The 18,230-nt window shown below is 64.9% G+C and carries 16 protein-coding genes; 2 read left to right on the forward strand and 14 right to left on the reverse strand.

The genetic code is table 11. The features are described from left to right. The 5 genes from IC66_RS0121340 to IC66_RS0121360 all read right to left on the reverse strand — a co-directional run. On the reverse strand, positions 1–679 hold a 679-nt coding region (locus IC66_RS0121340), incomplete at its 3' end, for an ABC transporter ATP-binding protein (protein WP_038948957.1). 5 nt (positions 680–684) lie between these two features. Next, complete coding sequence (locus IC66_RS0121345) at positions 685–1,689, reverse strand: zinc-dependent alcohol dehydrogenase family protein (RefSeq protein ID WP_028143592.1); 1,005 nt, start codon at positions 1,687–1,689, stop codon at positions 685–687. Positions 1,690–1,696: 7 nt separating this feature from the next. Beyond that, positions 1,697–2,524 (reverse strand): carbohydrate ABC transporter permease, encoded by an 828-nt coding sequence (locus IC66_RS0121350; RefSeq protein ID WP_028143591.1) that lies wholly within the window; start codon positions 2,522–2,524, stop codon positions 1,697–1,699. Positions 2,525–2,528: 4 nt separating this feature from the next. After that, entirely contained in the window at positions 2,529–3,416 is an 888-nt protein-coding gene (locus IC66_RS0121355; RefSeq protein WP_049806592.1) for a carbohydrate ABC transporter permease, read from the reverse strand. A gap of 61 nt (positions 3,417–3,477) precedes the next feature. Then, on the reverse strand, positions 3,478–4,779 hold the full coding sequence (locus IC66_RS0121360) for an ABC transporter substrate-binding protein (RefSeq protein ID WP_038948959.1): 1,302 nt from the start codon (positions 4,777–4,779) through the stop codon (positions 3,478–3,480). Positions 4,780–4,947: 168 nt separating this feature from the next. Between IC66_RS0121360 and IC66_RS0121365 the strand changes: the two genes are divergently transcribed. Both IC66_RS0121365 and IC66_RS0121370 read left to right on the forward strand, forming a co-directional pair. Next, positions 4,948–5,988: a LacI family DNA-binding transcriptional regulator gene (locus tag IC66_RS0121365; protein ID WP_038948960.1), complete on the forward strand. Its 1,041-nt coding sequence runs from the start codon at positions 4,948–4,950 to the stop codon at positions 5,986–5,988. 9 nt (positions 5,989–5,997) lie between these two features. Further along, entirely contained in the window at positions 5,998–6,732 is a 735-nt protein-coding gene (locus IC66_RS0121370) for an SDR family NAD(P)-dependent oxidoreductase (protein WP_038948961.1), read from the forward strand. 60 nt (positions 6,733–6,792) lie between these two features. Here the strand turns inward: IC66_RS0121370 and IC66_RS0121375 are convergent, their stop codons facing one another. The 9 genes from IC66_RS0121375 to IC66_RS0121415 all read right to left on the reverse strand — a co-directional run bounded on the left by IC66_RS0121375 (position 6,793) and on the right by IC66_RS0121415 (position 18,098). Further along, entirely contained in the window at positions 6,793–8,124 is a 1,332-nt protein-coding gene (locus IC66_RS0121375; RefSeq protein ID WP_038948962.1) for an MFS transporter, read from the reverse strand. 76 nt (positions 8,125–8,200) lie between these two features. Next, complete coding sequence (locus IC66_RS0121380; protein WP_038948963.1) at positions 8,201–9,007, reverse strand: enoyl-CoA hydratase/isomerase family protein; 807 nt, start codon at positions 9,005–9,007, stop codon at positions 8,201–8,203. Positions 9,008–9,036: 29 nt separating this feature from the next. Beyond that, positions 9,037–10,581 carry an AMP-binding protein gene (locus tag IC66_RS0121385; protein ID WP_038948964.1) on the reverse strand — a complete coding sequence of 515 codons (1,545 nt, stop codon included), beginning with the start codon at positions 10,579–10,581 and terminating at the stop codon, positions 9,037–9,039. After that, a complete protein-coding gene (locus IC66_RS0121390; RefSeq protein WP_038948965.1) occupies positions 10,574–11,092 on the reverse strand; it encodes a (2Fe-2S)-binding protein in 519 nt (172 codons plus the stop codon). The genes IC66_RS0121385 and IC66_RS0121390 overlap by 8 nt, the downstream gene beginning before the upstream one ends. Then, the gene (locus IC66_RS0121395; protein WP_038948967.1) at positions 11,089–11,904 is read right to left on the reverse strand and encodes an FAD binding domain-containing protein; all 816 of its coding nucleotides are present in this window, start codon (positions 11,902–11,904) and stop codon (positions 11,089–11,091) included. Before IC66_RS0121395 ends, IC66_RS0121390 begins: the two co-directional genes overlap by 4 nt. Next, positions 11,901–14,909, reverse strand: coding sequence for a xanthine dehydrogenase family protein molybdopterin-binding subunit (locus tag IC66_RS0121400; RefSeq protein WP_038948968.1), 3,009 nt, complete (start codon positions 14,907–14,909; stop codon positions 11,901–11,903). The genes IC66_RS0121395 and IC66_RS0121400 overlap by 4 nt, the downstream gene beginning before the upstream one ends. Before the next feature lie 143 nt (positions 14,910–15,052). Beyond that, on the reverse strand, positions 15,053–15,892 hold the full coding sequence (locus IC66_RS0121405; protein ID WP_028143581.1) for a helix-turn-helix transcriptional regulator: 840 nt from the start codon (positions 15,890–15,892) through the stop codon (positions 15,053–15,055). 123 nt (positions 15,893–16,015) lie between these two features. Next, positions 16,016–17,449, reverse strand: coding sequence for a UbiD family decarboxylase (locus tag IC66_RS0121410; RefSeq protein ID WP_038948969.1), 1,434 nt, complete (start codon positions 17,447–17,449; stop codon positions 16,016–16,018). Between the two features lie 28 nt (positions 17,450–17,477). Then, positions 17,478–18,098: a UbiX family flavin prenyltransferase gene (locus IC66_RS0121415; protein WP_038948970.1), complete on the reverse strand. Its 621-nt coding sequence runs from the start codon at positions 18,096–18,098 to the stop codon at positions 17,478–17,480. Positions 18,099–18,230 lie beyond the last annotated feature (132 nt).

Genomic DNA, 18,230 nt, shown 5'->3' on the forward strand with positions numbered 1-18,230 from the left:
TGGCCGGCCGCTCGTAGACCGCCTCAGGCGTGTCGTATTGCTGGATCGTGCCGCTCTGAAGCACCACGATGCGGTCGGCCATGGTCATGGCCTCGATCTGGTCATGCGTCACGAAGACCATGGTGGTCTTGAGCTCCTGCGACAGCGCCTTGATCTCGGCACGCACCTGCCCGCGCAGCTTGGCGTCGAGATTCGAGAGCGGCTCATCGAACAGGAAGGCTTTTGGATTGCGCACGATCGCACGCCCCATGGCGACGCGCTGGCGCTGGCCGCCGGAGAGCTCCTTCGGCTTGCGGTCGAGATACGGCTCGATGTGCAGCAGCGACGCCGCGCGCTTCACCCGCGCGTCGATCTCCGCCTTCGGCGTTCCCCGCAGCTCCAGCGCAAAGGACATGTTGTCGTAAACCCGCATGTGCGGATAGAGCGCGTAATCCTGGAACACCATCGCGATGTCGCGCTGCGCCGCCTGCACGCCGTTGACGCGCGTATCGCCGATGTAGAGGTCGCCGGAGGAAATCGGCTCGAGGCCTGCGATGATCCGGAGCAAAGTCGACTTGCCGCAACCGGACGGGCCGACGAAAACCACGAATTCGTGGTCCGCGATCTCCAGGTTGAGATCGGGGATCACAGTGAAATTGCCGTAGCGTTTGGTAAGGTTGCGGATCGAGATCGAGGCCATATCGCTTAGTCCAGCGCCAGTACAGGCTTGATCAACTCGCCTTTGGCGAAGCGGGCGAAATTCTCGGGCAAGGCGGACAGGCCGAACTCGCCGTCGACGAGAACGCGGTATTCGTCCTTGTACCTGCGCAGCAGTTCGACGTTCGGCTCGAAATCCGAAACCGGGAAGTAGAAGGTCCGGATCATGTAGAAATCCTTGCGGCGGAACACCTTGCCTTCCTCGATGGTCCAGGGCGCGGCGTTCTCGCCGACCAGCACCAGCGCCCCGCGCGGCAGGACGAGCTCGATACCGAGGTTGCGCGCCGCGTGCGCGCCGGAGCATTCCATGATGAGGGCGAACCGTTTCGACGTGTCGCCGACCGGATGCGGTTTCACGCCGAACGATCGGGCGATATTCAAGCGTGCAGCGTTCGGATCGGCCACGTGGATGTCGTCATAACCGAGACTACGGAGCGCCAGCACGACGCCGAGACCGACAGGCCCCGCTCCCATCACGAGGACCGCACCTGCCTCGTCCGGCTGCACTACGCGACTGACGAACCGCACGGCGTGGCCGGAGGTGCCGATAGTGTCGAGCAAGAGCGGCGCGAGGCTGTCCTCGATATCGTCGGGCACCGGCAGCAGGCAATTCTCCGGCACCGGCACGTATTCGGCGTAGCCGCCCGGCCTGTTCCAGCCGATCAGGCTCGAGACCTCCAGGCACATCTGGGTGTCGCCGCGCTTGCAGGCCGCACAGTGGTCACAGTGCAACGGGATATAGACGGCGCAGCGGCGGCCATGCAGGCGATGGCCGGGCTGCTCGACGACGCCAAAAATCTCGTGGCCGGCGGTGAACTCGGCGCCTTTGTGCCAGAGCTTGAAGTCCGAGCCGCACAGCGCGGTGCGCGAGACCCGCACCAGCACCTCGCCTGCCCCAACGTCGGGCATCCGTACCGGCTCGATGGTGATGCGTTCGTGACCATGGAACACCGCAGCCTGCATGATCGCGTTCGGACGTGGCGTTACGTTCATCAGATACCTAACCTTTCACCGCGCCGAGCGTCAGCCCGGACACCAGCCAACGCTGAACCAGAGCTGCCAGTACCAGCGGCGGCAATGCGATCAGCGTCGCCGCGGCCATCAGGGCGCCCCATTGCGTCGAGCCTTCGCCGATGAAATTGAATGCAGCCGCGATCAGCGTCTTGGTGTCGCCATTGGAAAGCACCAGCGCAAACAGGAAGTAGTTCCACGAGAATACGAAGGCCAGTATGGCCGAGACGGCGATGCCGGACGCCACCAGCGGCAGCGCGATGCGCCAGAGGATGCGGGTGACGCTGCATCCATCGACCTGCGCCGCCTCGAACACGCTGCGCGGGATGCCGTCAAACGACGGCAGCAAGACCCAGATCACGATCGGAAGTGTGATCACCGCGTGGCTGAGGATTAGCGCCGTGTACGACCCGATCATGCCGACCTGCCGGAACATGACATACCACGGCAGCAGGAACAGCGTTCCCGGTGCCATGCGCGCCGCGAGCGTCAGGATCGCCGGCCACGAAATACGCGTCCAGGAGACGGCGAACGCGGCCGGAATTCCGAACAGGAGCCCTAGCGCGGTCGAGCCGACGGTGACGATCAGGCTGTTGAGGGCATAGCTCAGGAACGGCGTCGTCTTGGTCAGCTCGACATAATTGTCCAGCGTCGGCGTGAAGATCAGTGTCGGCGGATAGGCAGTCACCTCGAAGGACGGCTTGAAGGAGGCCAGCACCATCCAGACCGTTGGCGTCATGATGATAACGCCGGCCAGCACGAGCTGCACCAGGTTGAGCCAGCGTATCCAGCGGTCGGTGTTGACTGCGTCGGTCATGAGATCACCACGCCACCGCGCCGCGCAGGTGGTTGAAGGCGAGCACGGCGCCGAACACGATCGCGGTCAGCGTCAGCATCAACGCGCTGGCATAGCCGATGTTGAAGAATTCGAAGCCGACCCGGAAGCCGTAGATATTGAGCGTATTCGAGGCGTTGCCGGGCCCGCCCTGGGTCGTGATGTAGATGATGTCGAAGAAGCGCAGGAGATCGACGCTGCGCAGGATGGCTGCAGTGACGATGGTCGGCAGCAGCAGCGGCAGCGTGATGCGCTGGAAGGTCTTGAACGCAGATGCGCCATCGATCTGCGCGGCCTCGTAGACGCTCGGCGGCAGAGATTGCAGGCCGCCGAGCACGATCAGGGCGACGTACGGCGTCCACTGCCAGCTATCGATCAGCGCGACCGTCGGAATGACCCATGTCGGCGAGGCCAGCCAGTCCGACGGCGGCAGGCCGAACGATTGCAGGATGTAGTTGGCCGCGCCCAGCGACGGATCGAGGATCACAAGCCACATCATGCCGGCGACCACCGGCGGCATCATGAACGGCGAGATGAACAGCGATCGCACGATCCCAGGAAGGCGCTTGGCATGAAACAGCACCAACGCAAGCCAGACGCCGAAGACGAGTTGCAGCACCAGCGAGAGCACGAACAGCGCAATGGTGATCCACAACCCATGCCAGAACTCGACGTCGGACATTAGCTTCGTGTAATTGGCAAGGCCGGCAAAGGACTGCTTGCCGGTCGAAGAGAAGGTCTGGAAGCCGAGCCAGATCGTATAGACGACCGGAAATGCGATCATCGCGACCGTGAAGATCACGGCCGGCGCCGAGAGCGCCGCCATTTCCAGCTTCTGCCGGTCCTGCGTGAGTGTCGCAGCCGTGTCAGACATGTATTCCTGTCCTCGATCGAGTTAGGTGCCGGCCGGCGCGAAACCAGCCGGCACCGGGCGGTCAGTTCAGCGCGATCAGCGCGTCCAGCGCCTTGTCGGCGTCCGCGCAAGCCTGATCGACGGTCTTTTGCTTCAGGATCAAATCCTGCACCGCCTGACCAATGAACTCGCGCGATTGCGGATTGGCGACGATGGGATAGCCGACTTCGGACGAGCCCTTGGTGGCGAGCACGTCGAGCGCGGCCTGCCATTCCTTGCGCACCGGCTCCTCGTCGATCCACTTGCGATATTCGGGGTCCTTGGCGACGGACGGACGCGGCGGGGCAATGCCCTGCAGGGCCATCTTCTTCTGCACCTCGGGGCTCGTCGCCCACTGCACGAAGTACCAGGCCGCATCAGGCTGCTTGCTGTGTGAGGACACCGCCATACCCCAGCCGATCGTGGTCGGCACCTGGCCGGCCTCGCCCGCCGGGAACGGCAACAGGCCGGTATCCTTCAGGCGCGCGCCGCCTTCCATCACCGTGCGCAGTTCATTGGAGGATTCGAACGCCATCGCCGCGCGGCCGCCGCGATACAGCGCCGAAATCTGCTGGAAGCTGTAATTGACGACGCCGGGCGGTCCGAAGTCACGCAGCAGCCGGCTATAGGTGTCGAGCGCCTCCTTGCCCTTGGCCGAGCACAGGCTCGACTTGCCGCTCGCGATATACGCGCCGCCGATATTGTGCAGCATGTTGCTGAAGGTGTAGGCGATCGCAGGCTTGAGGCCACGCGAGACGAACGGCGTCACCGTGCTGTCGCAAGTCTTGATCTTCTCGGCGGCAGCCTCGACGTCCTTGATGGTCTTCGGCGCCTCGAGGCCGCACTTCTTGAAGATATCGGTGCGGTAATAGAAAATCGGGCCCTCGATGTTCATCGGCATGCTGGTCAGCTTGCCGCCGAACGTCGCGGCCTTCAGCAGGGCCTGGCTCAACCCCGCCGGATCGTAGTCCTTGGCGACCTCGTTCTTGGCCATCGCGGTGAGATCGCCGTACCAGCCGGCAGCGGCGAACTGCTCGCCTTCGCGCGAGGGCAGCGTCATGAACACATCGACCTCGTCGCTGTTCGCATTCATGACGGTGACCAGACGCTGGCGCATCTGCTGTTCCTGATAGCCGTCGACCTTCAGGGTCATGCCGGTCAGCTTCTCGAAATCGGCCTTATAGGTGAGCAGCGCCTGCGAAACCGGATTGTTGTTGGCGAGAAAGGTGACGGTCTTGCCCTTGAACTTCATCCAGTCGAATTCGGCCGCGCGCGCCTGCGCGCTCACGGCGGCAATCGCAAGAACGGGCAACGCGACGCGCGTCGCGAGCATCCTGGCCTTCATCGAACTCTCCTCCCGCTGGCCGCTTTATGCTGTCGGCGCTTTCTGAAAACGGTTACATCCTAAGCGCCATCTCACCTCTGTCAAGCGATAGACAATCTATCTTTTGTGCGGCAATATCGCAGGTACTCACCTTGCCGCGCTCACGATCCGAGATTGTAACGTTACATCATGAATCGACCGTCCGCCAAATTGACGAAGCAAGGCATCCGCGCCGTTGCGGCACGAGCCGGTGTGTCGACGGCATCGGTCTCGCGTGCGCTCAACAATCCCGATGCAGTGAGCCCGTCCCTGCGCGCGCGCATTGCGCAGGCAATCGAAGCCGTCGGTTACATCCCGCATGCGCCGGCCCGCATTCTGTCATCGCGGCGATCGCGTACGCTTGGCGCGATCGTGCCGACGATCGACAACACGATGTTCGCGCGCGGCATCGCCTCACTGCAAAGATACCTGTCCTCGGTGGGCTACATGCTGTTTCTCACCACGAGCGGATACGATCTCGACGTCGAGCTGCAACAGGCCCGCAACTTGATCGGTCGCGGCGTCGATGGCCTCGTGCTGCGGGGCGACTGCCATCACGAGGGGTTGCGCAAGCTACTCGCGGACAATGCGGTGCCTTTCATCAATGTCGGGATCTATCAGCCCGACCGGCCCTACCCTTGCGTCGGCACGAACAACGAGGCCGCTGCCCATCGGGCAGCCGGGCATGTCATCGAGCTCGGCCATCGCCGGATCGGAATCGTTTCCGCCCTCCAGCGCAACAACGACCGCGCCGGCGCCCGCGTCGCCGGCTTTCGCCGCGCGCTCGCGGAGAACGGCCTGGAGCTGCCTCCGGAATGGCATGTCGAGGTGCCCTATACCCTGGACGACGCGCGCGAGGCGGCCCGCCATCTCCTCAACCTCAAGAATCGCCCGACGGCAGTGGTCTGCGGCAACGACGTCATTGCCTACGGCGTCCTGTTGGAAGCGGAGCGCAGCGGCTTTTCGGTGCCGCGTGATCTGTCGGTCGTCGGCTTCGACGACCTCGACTGGAGCCGCCATTTGCGACCGAGCCTGACGACGATCCACGTCCCAACCGACGAGACCTGGCAGCGTGCCGGAGAATATCTGGTGCGCAGCCTCGCCGGTGAGCAGACCATCATGCATCGTGAGATCGACTTCTCGCTGGTGGTCCGGGAATCGACGGCTCCGCCTCCCGCACTCCCGAAGTGAGATCCTCCGATGAGTACCAGCTTTTCTCTCACTTCCGGTTTTCATGCCGTCGTGATCGGCGGCGCCGGCGACATCGGCGCCGCGATCAGCAACCAGTTCTGCGACCTCGGGGCGACGGTGACCGCCACAGGCGTCAATGACGCCGATCTCGCACGCTCCCTGCTCAAGCCGCGCGCCGGACTTGCGCTCACGACGCTCGATGTCACGAGCGATCAGGCCGTCGCGTCACTCGCCGGGCGGCACGAACGCGTCGATGCGCTGATCAATTGCGCCGGCATCCTGGCACGGGACAAGGAATACGAAATCGAGACCTTCATGAAAGTGCTCGACGTCAATCTGACGGGCACTTTCCGAACCTGCATGGCGTTCCGCCCGCAGCTGGCGAAGATGAAGGGCTCGATCGTCAACATCGCCTCGATGAATGCAACCCTGGCCCTGCCGCGGATTCCGGCCTATTGCGCCAGCAAGGGCGGCGTCGTGATGCTGACCAAGGCGCTGGCCCTGGCGTGGGCCGAAGACGGCATCCGCGTCAACGCCGTCGCGCCCGGTTATGTCGAAACCGCGATCAATGCCGCCGGCCGCACCGACCGCGCCCATTATGAGCGCATCGCCGACCGCACCGCGTTCAAGCGCTGGGGCCAGCCCGAGGACATCGCCGGTGCCGTCGCCTTTCTCTGCATGCCAGCCTCGCAATACGCGACCGGAACGGTGGTCGCGGTGGATGGCGGGTTTCTTGCGGGCTAGCGGCAGCTGTCACACGTTCGCAAGATGGCGCGGCTGCAGGTGCAGCCGCGCCGATCTAGCTCAGCGGAAATTGCCCTTGGTCTCGGGGATCACGACCGCGCCGATCAAATAGATCACGAACACGCCGACTGCAAAGTAGGCCAACGACATCGGAATCTCCGCGGGGCTGCCGCTCACCAGCGAGACGAACGTCGGCATCATTCCGCCCAGCGCAAAGCCGATATTCCAGGACAGGCCGGTGCCGCTGGCGCGGAGCGCCGTGGGGAACCGTTCGTTCAGGAAGATCAGCACCGGCGCATAACCGGCATTGCCGATGAAGGCGATGGCAAGCGCATAGAGCGTGATCTGCGTGGTGTCCTTGGTCGTGGCAAGATTCAGATAGCACAGCGGCAACAGCACCGCCGCCAGGACCCCGATCAGCAGGAACGTCTTCTTGCGGCCGATGAGATCGCTCAGCGCGCCGACCAGCACCGCGGCGAAGAACGCCGAGACGCTGGCGCCCATCAGGATCAGCGAGGAGGTCTGGTTCGGAACCGCGTTGATGACTTTCAGGAAGCTCGGCAGGTACCCCGAGGTCAGATAATAACCGGCGCCGCCGCCGAAGGTAATGAGCAGGTTGATCAGCAGGACGCCGCGATACTCGCGGGACAATACGTCCTTGACCGGCGCCTTCGAGACCTTTGCCTGCTTATTGCCCTGCTGGCGCTTGAGGTCCTTGAAGTACGGGGACTCTTCGAGGTTCCGGAAGATGAACCAGCCGAGCAGAGAGCTCAGCAGCCCTGAGAAGAACATGAAGCGCCAGCCCCACACGGCAAAGGCATCTCCGGGGAATAGCGAGGACGTGATCAGGAAGATGAAGGACGCCAGCAGCGCGCCAATGCCGGCGCCGCCGCCGCCGACCAGGCCCGACATCGCCCCGCGCCAATGCGGCGGCACCGATTCCGTGCCGATCGTGTGGGTCGAGGCCACGACCCCACCGACGAATACGCCCTGCACCAGGCGCAGGATCAGGAACACGATGGGAGCGATCACGCCGACCTGCGCGATGGTCGGCAGCAGGCCGAACGCGGCCGTGCTGATGCCGACGCCGATGATGGCGATCAGCATGGCCTGCTTGCGGCCGTGCACGTCGGCGTAGTGCCCGAACACCGCCGAACCGAGCGGCCGCATCAGCAGCGTAACGGCGAACGAACCGTAGACCGCGGCGAGCGACAGCGCCGCATTGCTCGACGGAAAGAACAGCGCGCCGACCACCGGCGCTACATAGAGCAGAATGAACAAGTCGAACAGGTCGAGTGCCCATCCGAGCACTGACGCGATGATCGCATTGACCATCTGCTTGTTATCCGTCGATGCCCGTGCACCGGCCACCGGCATATCTATCTCAGCCATTTTGCTTTACCCTCCCCGTTTGAATAGGGCCGCGGTCCGCGCCATTGCGAACCGCGGCAGCTTGTTGCGTCGCGTATCAACGGCCGACGAATTTCGGCGGACGCTTGGCGTTGAAGGCCTCGACGCCTTCCTTGAAATCTTCCGACTGTCGCAGACGGCTGTAGCAATGGCCTTCGAGTTCGATGGCGATCGCGAGCGTCGAATCCTCGGTGTCGTTGAGCAGCTTCTTGGCGGTACGCTGCGCCAGCGGCGAGAAGCTGCGGAGCTCGTCGACAAGCTTGTCGGTCGCCTTCTCCAGTTCGGAATCGGGCACGCATTCGGTGGCGATGCCCCACTCCAGCGCCTGCTTCGCCGAGATGCGCTTGGAGCGCATCACGATGTCCTTGGTGCGGGTGATTCCGACCATCTTCTGCAGCCGCGCCGACCCGCCGGAACCCGGGATCTGGCCGAGCTTCTGCTCGGGCAGCGCGTACTGCGTGGTCTCCGAGGCGATACGGAAGTCGCAGGCCAGCGACAGCTCGAAGCCAACGCCGAAACAATAGCCGCGATTGGCGACGATAACAGGCTTGGCGCAACGCGCCGGCGCGGCGATGTTCCAGGCGAGCTTGGAGACGTGCTCGGGGCTCGCTTCCATGAAGCCTCCGATGTTCCCGCCGCTCGAGAAATGCTCGCCCTCTCCGCGCAGCACGATGATGCGCACGCGCGGATCCTCGTCCAGAGTCTCGAAGGTCAGCCGGAACTGGTCGCGCTGCGGCATCGCCACGACGTTGTAGGGCGGGCGTCCCAGGATGATGTCCGCGCGCTCATGCGCCTCATCGATCTCGACCTTGAACCCGTCGAGCTTGGCAAGCCGAGGATCGGCAAACGTATAGGGTGACGGCATTTTCGCTTCCTTCTGTTGATGCGTGACGATCAAGCGGCGTCCGATGGCGACCGACGCTCGGTCTCGTATTCTCCGGCGACGAGCAGGCGCCGCAGCAGCTTGCCGACCGGCGATTTTGGAATCGCGTCGACGAAGACGTAACGGCGCGGCCGCTTGAAGTTGGCGAGGCCTGAGGTGCGGCAAAACTGCTCCAGCTCGCTCTCGGAAACGTTGCGATTGCGCTTGACGAAGGCGGCGACGACCTTGCCCCATTTTTCGTCGGCGACACCGACCACGGCGACCTCGTCGACCCCGGGATGCAGCGACAGGCAGCTCTCGATCTCGACCGGAGAGACGTTCTCGCCGCCGGTGATGATCATGTCGTCGACGCGGCCCGTGACGAACAGGTCGCCATCGGGATCGACGAAGCCGGTATCGCCGGTGAAATACCAGCCTTCGCGCAACGATTTGGCGTCGGCCTCGGGGCGGCGCCAGTAGCCCTCAAAGGCTTCGTCGCCCGCGAGCGTGGCGATGATCTCGCCCTCCTCGCCGACCGCGGCAAGCTCCGCGACCGAACGCGCGCCGATGCGCACGACCTTGACGTGCTGGTTCAGCCCGGCCTTACCGGCGGAGCCGGGTTTTGCCGTAGCGTTCTGATCGATCGTGAAAGTGTAGATCTCGGAGCTGCCGTAATGATTGACGAACAGCTCCGGCCTGAAGGCCTCGTCCAGCTTTTTCAGCAGGCCGTCCGTCATCGAGGCGCCGGCAAAGCCGAGCTTGCGCACGCTGGAGACGTCGGTCCGGTCGAAGGCCTCGTGATGGACGAGATCGTGATAGAGCGTCGGCACCAGATAGAGATTGGTGATCCCTTCCCGCTGGATCAGCTCCAGCGCCTGGCGGCTGTCATAGCGCGGCAGGCAGATGAAGCTGCCGCCGATCAGCGACATCGCGAGCAACGAGCGGACGCCCATGGTGTGGTAGAGCGGCATCACGCCGAGCGTGCGCTCGCCGCGGCCGTAGAGATTTTGCGCGACATGGGCGATCGCCGCGGCGCGCTCGGCGCGATGACGCCGCGGCACGCCCTTCGGCCGAGAGGTCGTGCCCGATGTGTAGAGCATGATCGACCAGGCATCAGAGCCGACGCACGGCTCGGCATCGGGCGCGCTGTCCCTGATCAGATCGGCAAAGCCGACCGCCTCGCCTGTGCCCGGATCGACCGACACGCGTAGCAGCCGGCCGGCGAGAGCCGAACCCTGCACCGCCTCAGCAGAAACATCCTGGTAGAAAACTGCGCGGCCCTCCGCGTTCTCGATGCAGAAGTCCAGCTCGTCGGCCTTGGCGCGCCAGTTGATCGGGGTGATTACGAGTCCTGCGAACTGGCACGCCCAATGCAGCGTCGCGGCCTCCCAGCGGTTTTGCAGCAGCGTGACGACGTGGTCGCCGGGCTTGAGGTCCAGGCGGCCGAAGGATGCGACCAAAGCAGAGATCTTGTCGTACCATTGCCGGTAGGTCAGGCGGCGATCGCCGTCGACCAGCCCGATGGCGCGCGGATCGCGCGCGGCGCTGGCCATGAAGCTGCTGGCGAGATCAAGCATCTGACGTCTCTTTTTTCGATGAAGCGAGCTGGGCGGCGGCTTCGAGGGCCGCCTGGACGATCGGCGTGTAGCCGGTGCAGCGGCACAGATGCCCGCTGAGAAGATCGCGAATCTCCGCCTCGGTCGGCGCCGGGTTCCTGGCGAGATAATGATCGAGCGACATCAGGATGCCGGCCGTGCAGAAGCCGCACTGGAGCGCGTGGTGACGGCGGAAGGCCTGTTGCAGCACGCCGAGGCGATCGGCCGCGGGTGCAAGCCCTTCAACCGTCTTGATCTCGGAGCCGTCGACCTGCGCTGCAAGGGTGAGGCAGGAACGGGTCAGCATGCCGTCGACGACGACCGTGCAGGCGCCGCAGACGCCGTGCTCGCAGCCGACATGGGTGCCGGTGGCGCCCAACTGGTGCCGCAGGAAGTCGCACAGCAGCGTCCGAGGCTCGGCTTCTCCCGCGACGGGCTCGCCATTCAGCGAGACGTGGATGGGGTGGCGGGCGTCGGATCTGAGACGGGTCATCGCAGAACCTCGCCGATCAGATCGCGGCCGATCATGCGCACGAGGTCGCGGCGATAGCGCGCGGTGGCATGAACGTCGTCGCGCGCACCGAGCTCGTAGGCTAACGCGTTGAGGGCATCGTCGAGCGCGCTGCCCTCGAGTCGCGGCCAGTCCCGCGCGGTCGGGACGTCCGCAACGCCACCGACCGCGAGGCGGACGCCGGATGGCGTCTTCATCGCGGCGCAGGCCACGATGGCAAAATCGCCGTGCCGGCGCGCGACCTCGCGGAACGCGAAGCGAGATCCATTGATGACCGGGAGCGAGATGCCCTCGATCAGCTCGTCGTCGTTGCGCGCCGTCAGCATCATGCCGGCGAGGAAATCTCTGGCCGTGACGCGGCGACGACGCCTGGCACTGCGCAAAAGCACCTCGCCGCCGAGCGCGACCAGCGCGAGCGGCATCTCGGCGCTGGGATCGGCATGCGCGAGCGAGCCGCAGATGGTGCCGCGGCTGCGGGTCTGCATGTGACCGACGCAGGGCAGCGCCAACGCCACCAGCGGCAATGCCTCGGCCAGATCCGGCCAGGCCAGCAGATCGGCCTGGCGCACGCCGGCACCGATGACGACGGCATCGGCTGTCCGCTCGATCTTGCGCAGCTCTCTGATCCGCATGATGTCGATCAGAAGCTTCGGCTTGGCGAGGCGCATATTGAGCATCGCCATCAGCGACTGTCCGCCGGCGAGCACGCGGGCGTCGCCGCCTTGTTGCGCCAGCCCGTCGAGGACCTCGCCGACGGCTTCGGCGCGGAGATAGTCGAATGCGGGCGGCTTCATCGGCGCCCCCCAAACCGGCCGGCGAATTTCGCCAGCAGGGCCAACAGCGAGAAGGCGCCCGAGGCGCCACCACCGCCGGCCTTGCGGGCCAGCGCTGCGAAGAACTGGCCGATGATCACCCGCGTCGCGCCGTCGAGCAGACGGCCGCCGATGCTTGCGATCTTGCCACCGATCGCGGCGTCATAGCTGTAGGTCAACTTCGTCCCGCCGCTGCCGTCGGGCGCGAGCGTGACGCGCCCCTCAGCGCTCCCGAAGCCGAGCGCGCCGGTGGCGCCGCCGCGCAAGGTGACCGCGCCCGGCGGATCGAGATCGAACAGCTCCACGTCGGCGCGATAGCGCCCGGTGACGGGGCCAATGCCGAGGGTGACGTCGGCGCGGAAATGCGTGTCGGTGATCTTGTCGACGCGCCGGCAGCCGGGAATGACCGATTGGAGCGTGGCGGGATCGAGCAGCATGGCCCAGACCTGCTCGGGCGTCCCCTTCACCGAGGCCTGCCCTTCGCCGCGAAGCCGCCGATCTGCATCGCGCGCAGGCGCCGCGGCCACGCCCCCCGCGGGAGGTGGCGGTTCGGCACCGCGCACCAGCTCGGCAAGCCGGGCAGGCACCAGAGGCAACGTGATGTCGGCAACGCCGAGCGCATCGGCGACCGCATTGGCGAGGCACACCGGCGTCGACATGCAATTGCCTTCGCCGACGCCTTTTGCGCCGAGTGGCGTGAACGGCGATGGCGTCTCCACGTGGAAGATCTCGGGCTCCGGCACCTCGGTGGTGGTGGGCAGCAGATAGTCCGCGAGCGTTCCAGTGAGGAAACTGCCGTCCTCGGCATAGGCATATTCCTCGTAGAGCGCGGCACCGAGCGCCTGGGCGAAGCCGCCACGGATCTGGCCATTGACCATGCCGGGATGCAGGATGGTGCCGCAATCGTGCATGGTGACGTAGCGGTCGATCCGCGTCTGCAGGGTAATGCGGTCGATCTCGACGCCGCAGAAGTCGAAGATGAAGCCATGGCACAGCGAGGAGTTGATGCGGTCGTCCTCGCCGGGCGGCGTCAGCTCCGGCGGCGTCCAGAACACGGTCTCACGGATGGTCTGGCCGGCATCGTCAGGCAGCGAGCCCGGCGACCAATGGCTGAGCGCGGCGACACGCGAAAACGCGATCCGGTTCTCCGGATTGTGCCTGGAGGCAACGAAACCCTTTGCAAACACGATGTCCGCGGCTTCGACGTTCAGCTGGCTGGCGGCGATGCGGGCAAGGCGGCCGGCAACGCGCTCGGCTGCGAGCTTAGCCGTGCCGGCCACCGCGGCGGCGAAGCGGCTGGCATAATTTCCCGACGCGATCGACCAGGCATCCTTGGCGGTATCGATCTCGGTGTTGACGCGGATGTCCTTCGGCTCCAGGCCGAAGACGTCGGCTACCACTTGGGACAGCACGGTGCGATGACCCTGCCCCTGCGGCACGGAGGCGACGTGAACGGTGACGCTGCCGACTGGATCGAGGCCGACGGTCGCTGTCGCCTGCGCGCCGTTCTTCGGCCCGGCCTTGCGGCGCTCGGCCGCGGTCAGCACCGTTGTGATGTAGCCCATATTGGAGACGCTGGGCTCGACCACCGCCGTGAAGCCGATGCCGTAAAGCCGCCCCTCCGCCCGCGCCGCGTCGCGCCGCGCCTTCAATTCCGCCAGCCTGCCCTGCTCGACCGCGCGCGCGATCGCGTCCTGGTAATTGCCGGAATCGAGCAACGCGCCGGTCGCGGTGCGATAGGGAAAGGCACCTGCCTCGATCAGATTGCGCTTGATGACATCGAGCGGATCGAGACCGAGCCCGATCGCGATGCGCTGCACCAGGCGTTCCAGCGCGAAATAGACCTGCGGCCCGCCGAAGCCGCGGTTGAGGCCGGTCGGTGTCTTGTTGGTGACGACGACGCGGTTGCGGATTCTGACGTGGTTGATGTCGTAGGCCCCCGTCATGTTGCCGTGCATGCGGTAGAGCGTGGCCGGCTCGGGTGCGCGCAGATGCGCGCCGCAATCCTCGACCTGGTCCCAGTCGAGCGCGAGGATCTTGCCGTCGGCCGCAACCGCCGCGGCCAATGTCGTCGCGCGGTTGGTCGCTGACACCGACGCGGTGAGATGCTCGAGCCGGTCCTCGATCCACTTCACCGGCCGCCCCGTGACGCGCGCCGCAGCCGCGATCAGAACGATGTACGGAAACACGCCCTGCTTGACGCCAAAGCTACCGCCGGAATCCGGCGGCGTGCGCAGCCGCAGCCGATTGCCCGGCACTTTCAGCGCACGCGCAATCACGGTGTGGATGCTGAAGGGCCCCTGAAAATTCGCAAGAACCTCAAAGGCATCCTCGCCGACATCATGCGAGGCAACGACGCCATAAGTCTCGATCGGCGTGCACGAGTTGCGGGGATAGCGGATGTCGATGGAGAAGCGGTGCGGCGCATCCGCAAACGCCTTTTCAGGATCGCCGTAGCGAAACGCGCGGTCGCTGGCGAGATTGCCGGGAAAACCGTCGTGCAGGACCGGCGCACCCGGTGCCATCGCTCCGAGCGGATCGACTGTAGCCGCTCGAGGGCGATACTCGACATTGATGAGTTCGGCCGCATCTTCGGCGCGGGCACGATCAGTCGCCACGATCACGGCGACCGGTTCGCCGACATAGCGCACACGCTCGACTGCGATCGGCCAGCACTCGACCGGCGCCTTCACGCCGACGACGAGACTAGTGGTGACCGCCTTGATCTGCTCGCCAGTCAGGACCGCTGCAACGCCCGGCAGCCGCCTGGCCGCTTCGGCGTCGATCGAAATAATATCGGCGTGGGCGTGCGGCGAGCGCAGGATCGTCGCATGCAGCGTGCCGGGCTGGACGCCGAGGTCGTCGATGAAACGGCCGCGGCCGCTGAGCAGCGCGGCATCCTCGACGCGCTCGATTGAACGCCCGACCCACGGCTTGTCACCGCTCTGATCAACCGAATTTGCGGACTTAACCGCAGCCTGCACCATGTCCCGGCATACCTCTCGACGCGTTCTCTGACGCGACGGCGACGTTTGTCAGGACAGGAGGCGCGAGGGCCATACCGCCCGCTCTCACGACTTACCAAATCGTCTCATTCGAGAGCGTGCAGCGCAATATCAGCCCGCAAGGATCAACCCGCGAGGCGGGAGACGTTGCGAAACTCGCGCGGGCTGACGCCGGCATGATCGCGGAAGAAGCGCGTGAAATGTGCCGGCTCCGGAAAACCAAAGCGCTCGCTGAGCTCGCCGAGCGCTGTGTCCTCGCGCATCACCGCGTCGAGCGCGCGCTCCATGCGGACGACGTTGAGGTAAAGCTTCGGCGAAACGCCGAGCGAGGTCTCGAACAGGCGGAAGAACTGCGCGCGCGACAGGCCCGCGCCCTTCACGAACTGGTCGACGTTGGCATAGGAATCGTTCACGCGCATCGCGTCCATCGCGCGGCGGATCCGCCAGTCGCAGCTCACCGCGCCCATGCCGCGGATCGAGGTCGGAAAGCTGCGCCAGGGCGTGAAACGCTCGATCACCGCAATCATGAGGTCAGAAAGGGTCTGCTCGTGGGTTCGCACCGCGTCGGGATTCGCCATCATTTCGGCCGCAAGATGCAGCGTGAGCTGGCGAATGCGCGGCGAGACTTCGCCCGAGGGACGCTCGAAAAAGCCCGGCGCGCCGCTCGCGGCCCATCCGCGCCGGAACTCCTTCAGCCACTCCGGCTCGATATAGAGCGCCATGATGAGCGTGCGCGGGCGATTGACGTCATGCACATAGGCATGCGGCTTCCAGCCGTCGACCAGAACGGCGGCCGTGTCCGTGAGCGGCGTGACCTGGTCGCCGACCAGGAACTGGGTGTCGGAGCCCTCGACCTTGAGCAGGACGTGGCAGTGATGATGGGCGTGGCGGACCAGCGAACGATCCATGTCGAGCAGAGCGACCCTGCCGAAAGCGCCATGAGCGATGCGCAGGGCCGTCGACATAAGTTTCTTCCTCCCGGCGTTGCGCCGCAAAATGGTTGCCTTGCTGGTGCGGCACTATAGGCCGCCCTTGCTACATATTCCAACGGCGCAAACGGACGCAAGCCGCTTCCGGCGGTAACCCGCTCACATCCGCGCCTCCGCAAGAAGGCGCGCGACCGCAGCGCCCGGATCGGCCTGCAAGGCTGCCGTCAGGTCGACGTCCTCCTCGCCCTTGACGCGGATGCGCTTGAAGGCGAGCTCGGACGCGCTGACCGGCGCTGTCGCATCGAGGCCCATCTTGGCGCCGATACCGTCATCCGTGGTCGGATCGAGTTTCGAGCCGAGCGCGCCGGCGACGACCATGAGATCGCGGTCGGCCTGGAAGCGCGTCGCCACCGCCCATTCGATCTCCTCGGAGGAAGAGATATCGACGTCCTTGTCGACCACAACCACCTGCTTGATGTCGTAATGCGCGCCGAAAGCGCACATCATGACGTTCTTCGGCTCGCCCTCATTGGTCTTGTCCATCTTGATCGCGAGATGATAGCGGCAGGTGCCGCCGCGCGTGAGGCGAACATCCAGCACGGTCGGGAAGCTGCGGCGCAGATGCTGGAGCAGCGTCGCTTCGCGCGGCACGCCGCCGAGTATCAGGTGCTCGAAACCGCCGCCGACGATGGTGTGGAAGATCGGCTTGGCGCGATGCGTGATGGCATCGACTTCGATCACCTCGCGATTGGCGCGCGGGCCGTAATATTGCGGGAATTCACCGAACGGGCCCTCCGGCTCGCGCACGCCTTGCAGGATCCGTCCTTCAATCACGATCTCCGCATGGGCGGGAACGCGAACCGAATTGGTGCGACATTTGACGACGTCCACGGGCGAGCCGAGCAGCGCGCCCGCAATCGCCATCTCGTCCTCGTCCAGCGCGGCAATCGCCTGCGAAGCCAGCAGCAGCGCCGGATGCGCGCCGATGACGATGGCGATCTCCAGTGCCTGGCCCAGTTCTTCCGCGATGCGATAGTAAGAGAACGTGTGCCGCGGCAGCAGCAGAACGCCGATACGATTCTTGCTGCTGACCTGACAACGGTGAATCGAAACGTTCTGAACGCCGGTCTTCGGATTGCGCGCGATCAACAGGCCGGCCGTGATATAGGGACCGCTATCGCGTTCATTGTGCTTCGGCACCGGAAGTTGTCGGAGCAGGTCGACGTCGTCGTGAACGACCTCCTGCACTGGACCGTCCGGAACCTCGCGGGTCGGCAGTGGATTGCTTGCGGCGGCAAGGAATCGCGGCAGCAACTGGTCCTCGGTGACGCCGATGGAATCGGCGACCCAGTCACGACCGGCAAACAGGTTGGCGATGACGGGAATCTCGTGCCCATCGGGACGCGGGAACAGCACCGCGCTGTCGCGCTCCAGCCGCTTCGCGATGGCGGCGAGCTCATCGATCAGCGCAATACCCTCGCGGGCAATCGCGAGCTTGCCGCGCTCGGCGAGGTAAGCGAGCCAGGCACGCAGATCGGCCGGTGCGTTCGTGCTCTTCGCCGAATTTTGCCTCGCCGAATTTTGCATTCGCATATGACGTATCTCTCCTCGGGCGTTCGGGTCAGGGCGCGATCTTGCGCAGCGACGGCGAGCGGCGCTTGAGCGCTTCGTCCTCGCCCCAGCGGCGCACCACGCCGATATCGATATCGAAGAGGTCGAGCACCCGGCCGACGGTGTGCTCGACCATGTCTTCGAGATTCTCGGGTTTTGCGTAGAAGGCGGGCACAGGTGGCGCGATGATCGCGCCCATCTCTGATAGCGCCGTCATCGTCCTGAGATGCCCGGTGTGCAGCGGGGTCTCGCGCACCATCAGCACCAGGCGCCGGCGCTCCTTGAGCACAACATCGGCGGCGCGGGTCAAAAGCGTCGTGGTGACGCCCGAGGCGATCTCGGACATCGAGCGTATCGAGCACGGCGCCACAATCATGCCCGCGGTACGGAACGAGCCGCTCGAGATTGCCGAAGCCATGTCGTCGATCGCATGGCTGACATTGGCGAGCTCCCTCACCTCCGCGATCTTCAGGTCGGTCTCGTAGGCAAAGGTCTGCTCGGCCGTCTTCGACATCACCAGGTGAGTCTCGACGCCGGCATTGCGCAGGAGTTGCAGCAGGCGCACGCCATAGGTGACGCCCGAGGCGCCGGAAATGCCGATGATCATCCGCGTGGGCGCTGCGTGCTGCATATGTCTGATTTCGCTCCCGTGGCCACGTACCCTCGAGGTCTCGTAGCCGGTCGCAAAACTAGGCAATCTCGGCCATCACAACAAATAATGATTGATTATATCATTCATCATCGAAGATGATGGCCCGCGAAC

It is taken from the genome of Bradyrhizobium genomosp. III, assembly GCF_000261705.1.
Taxonomy (GTDB): domain Bacteria; phylum Pseudomonadota; class Alphaproteobacteria; order Rhizobiales; family Xanthobacteraceae; genus Bradyrhizobium; species Bradyrhizobium ottawaense.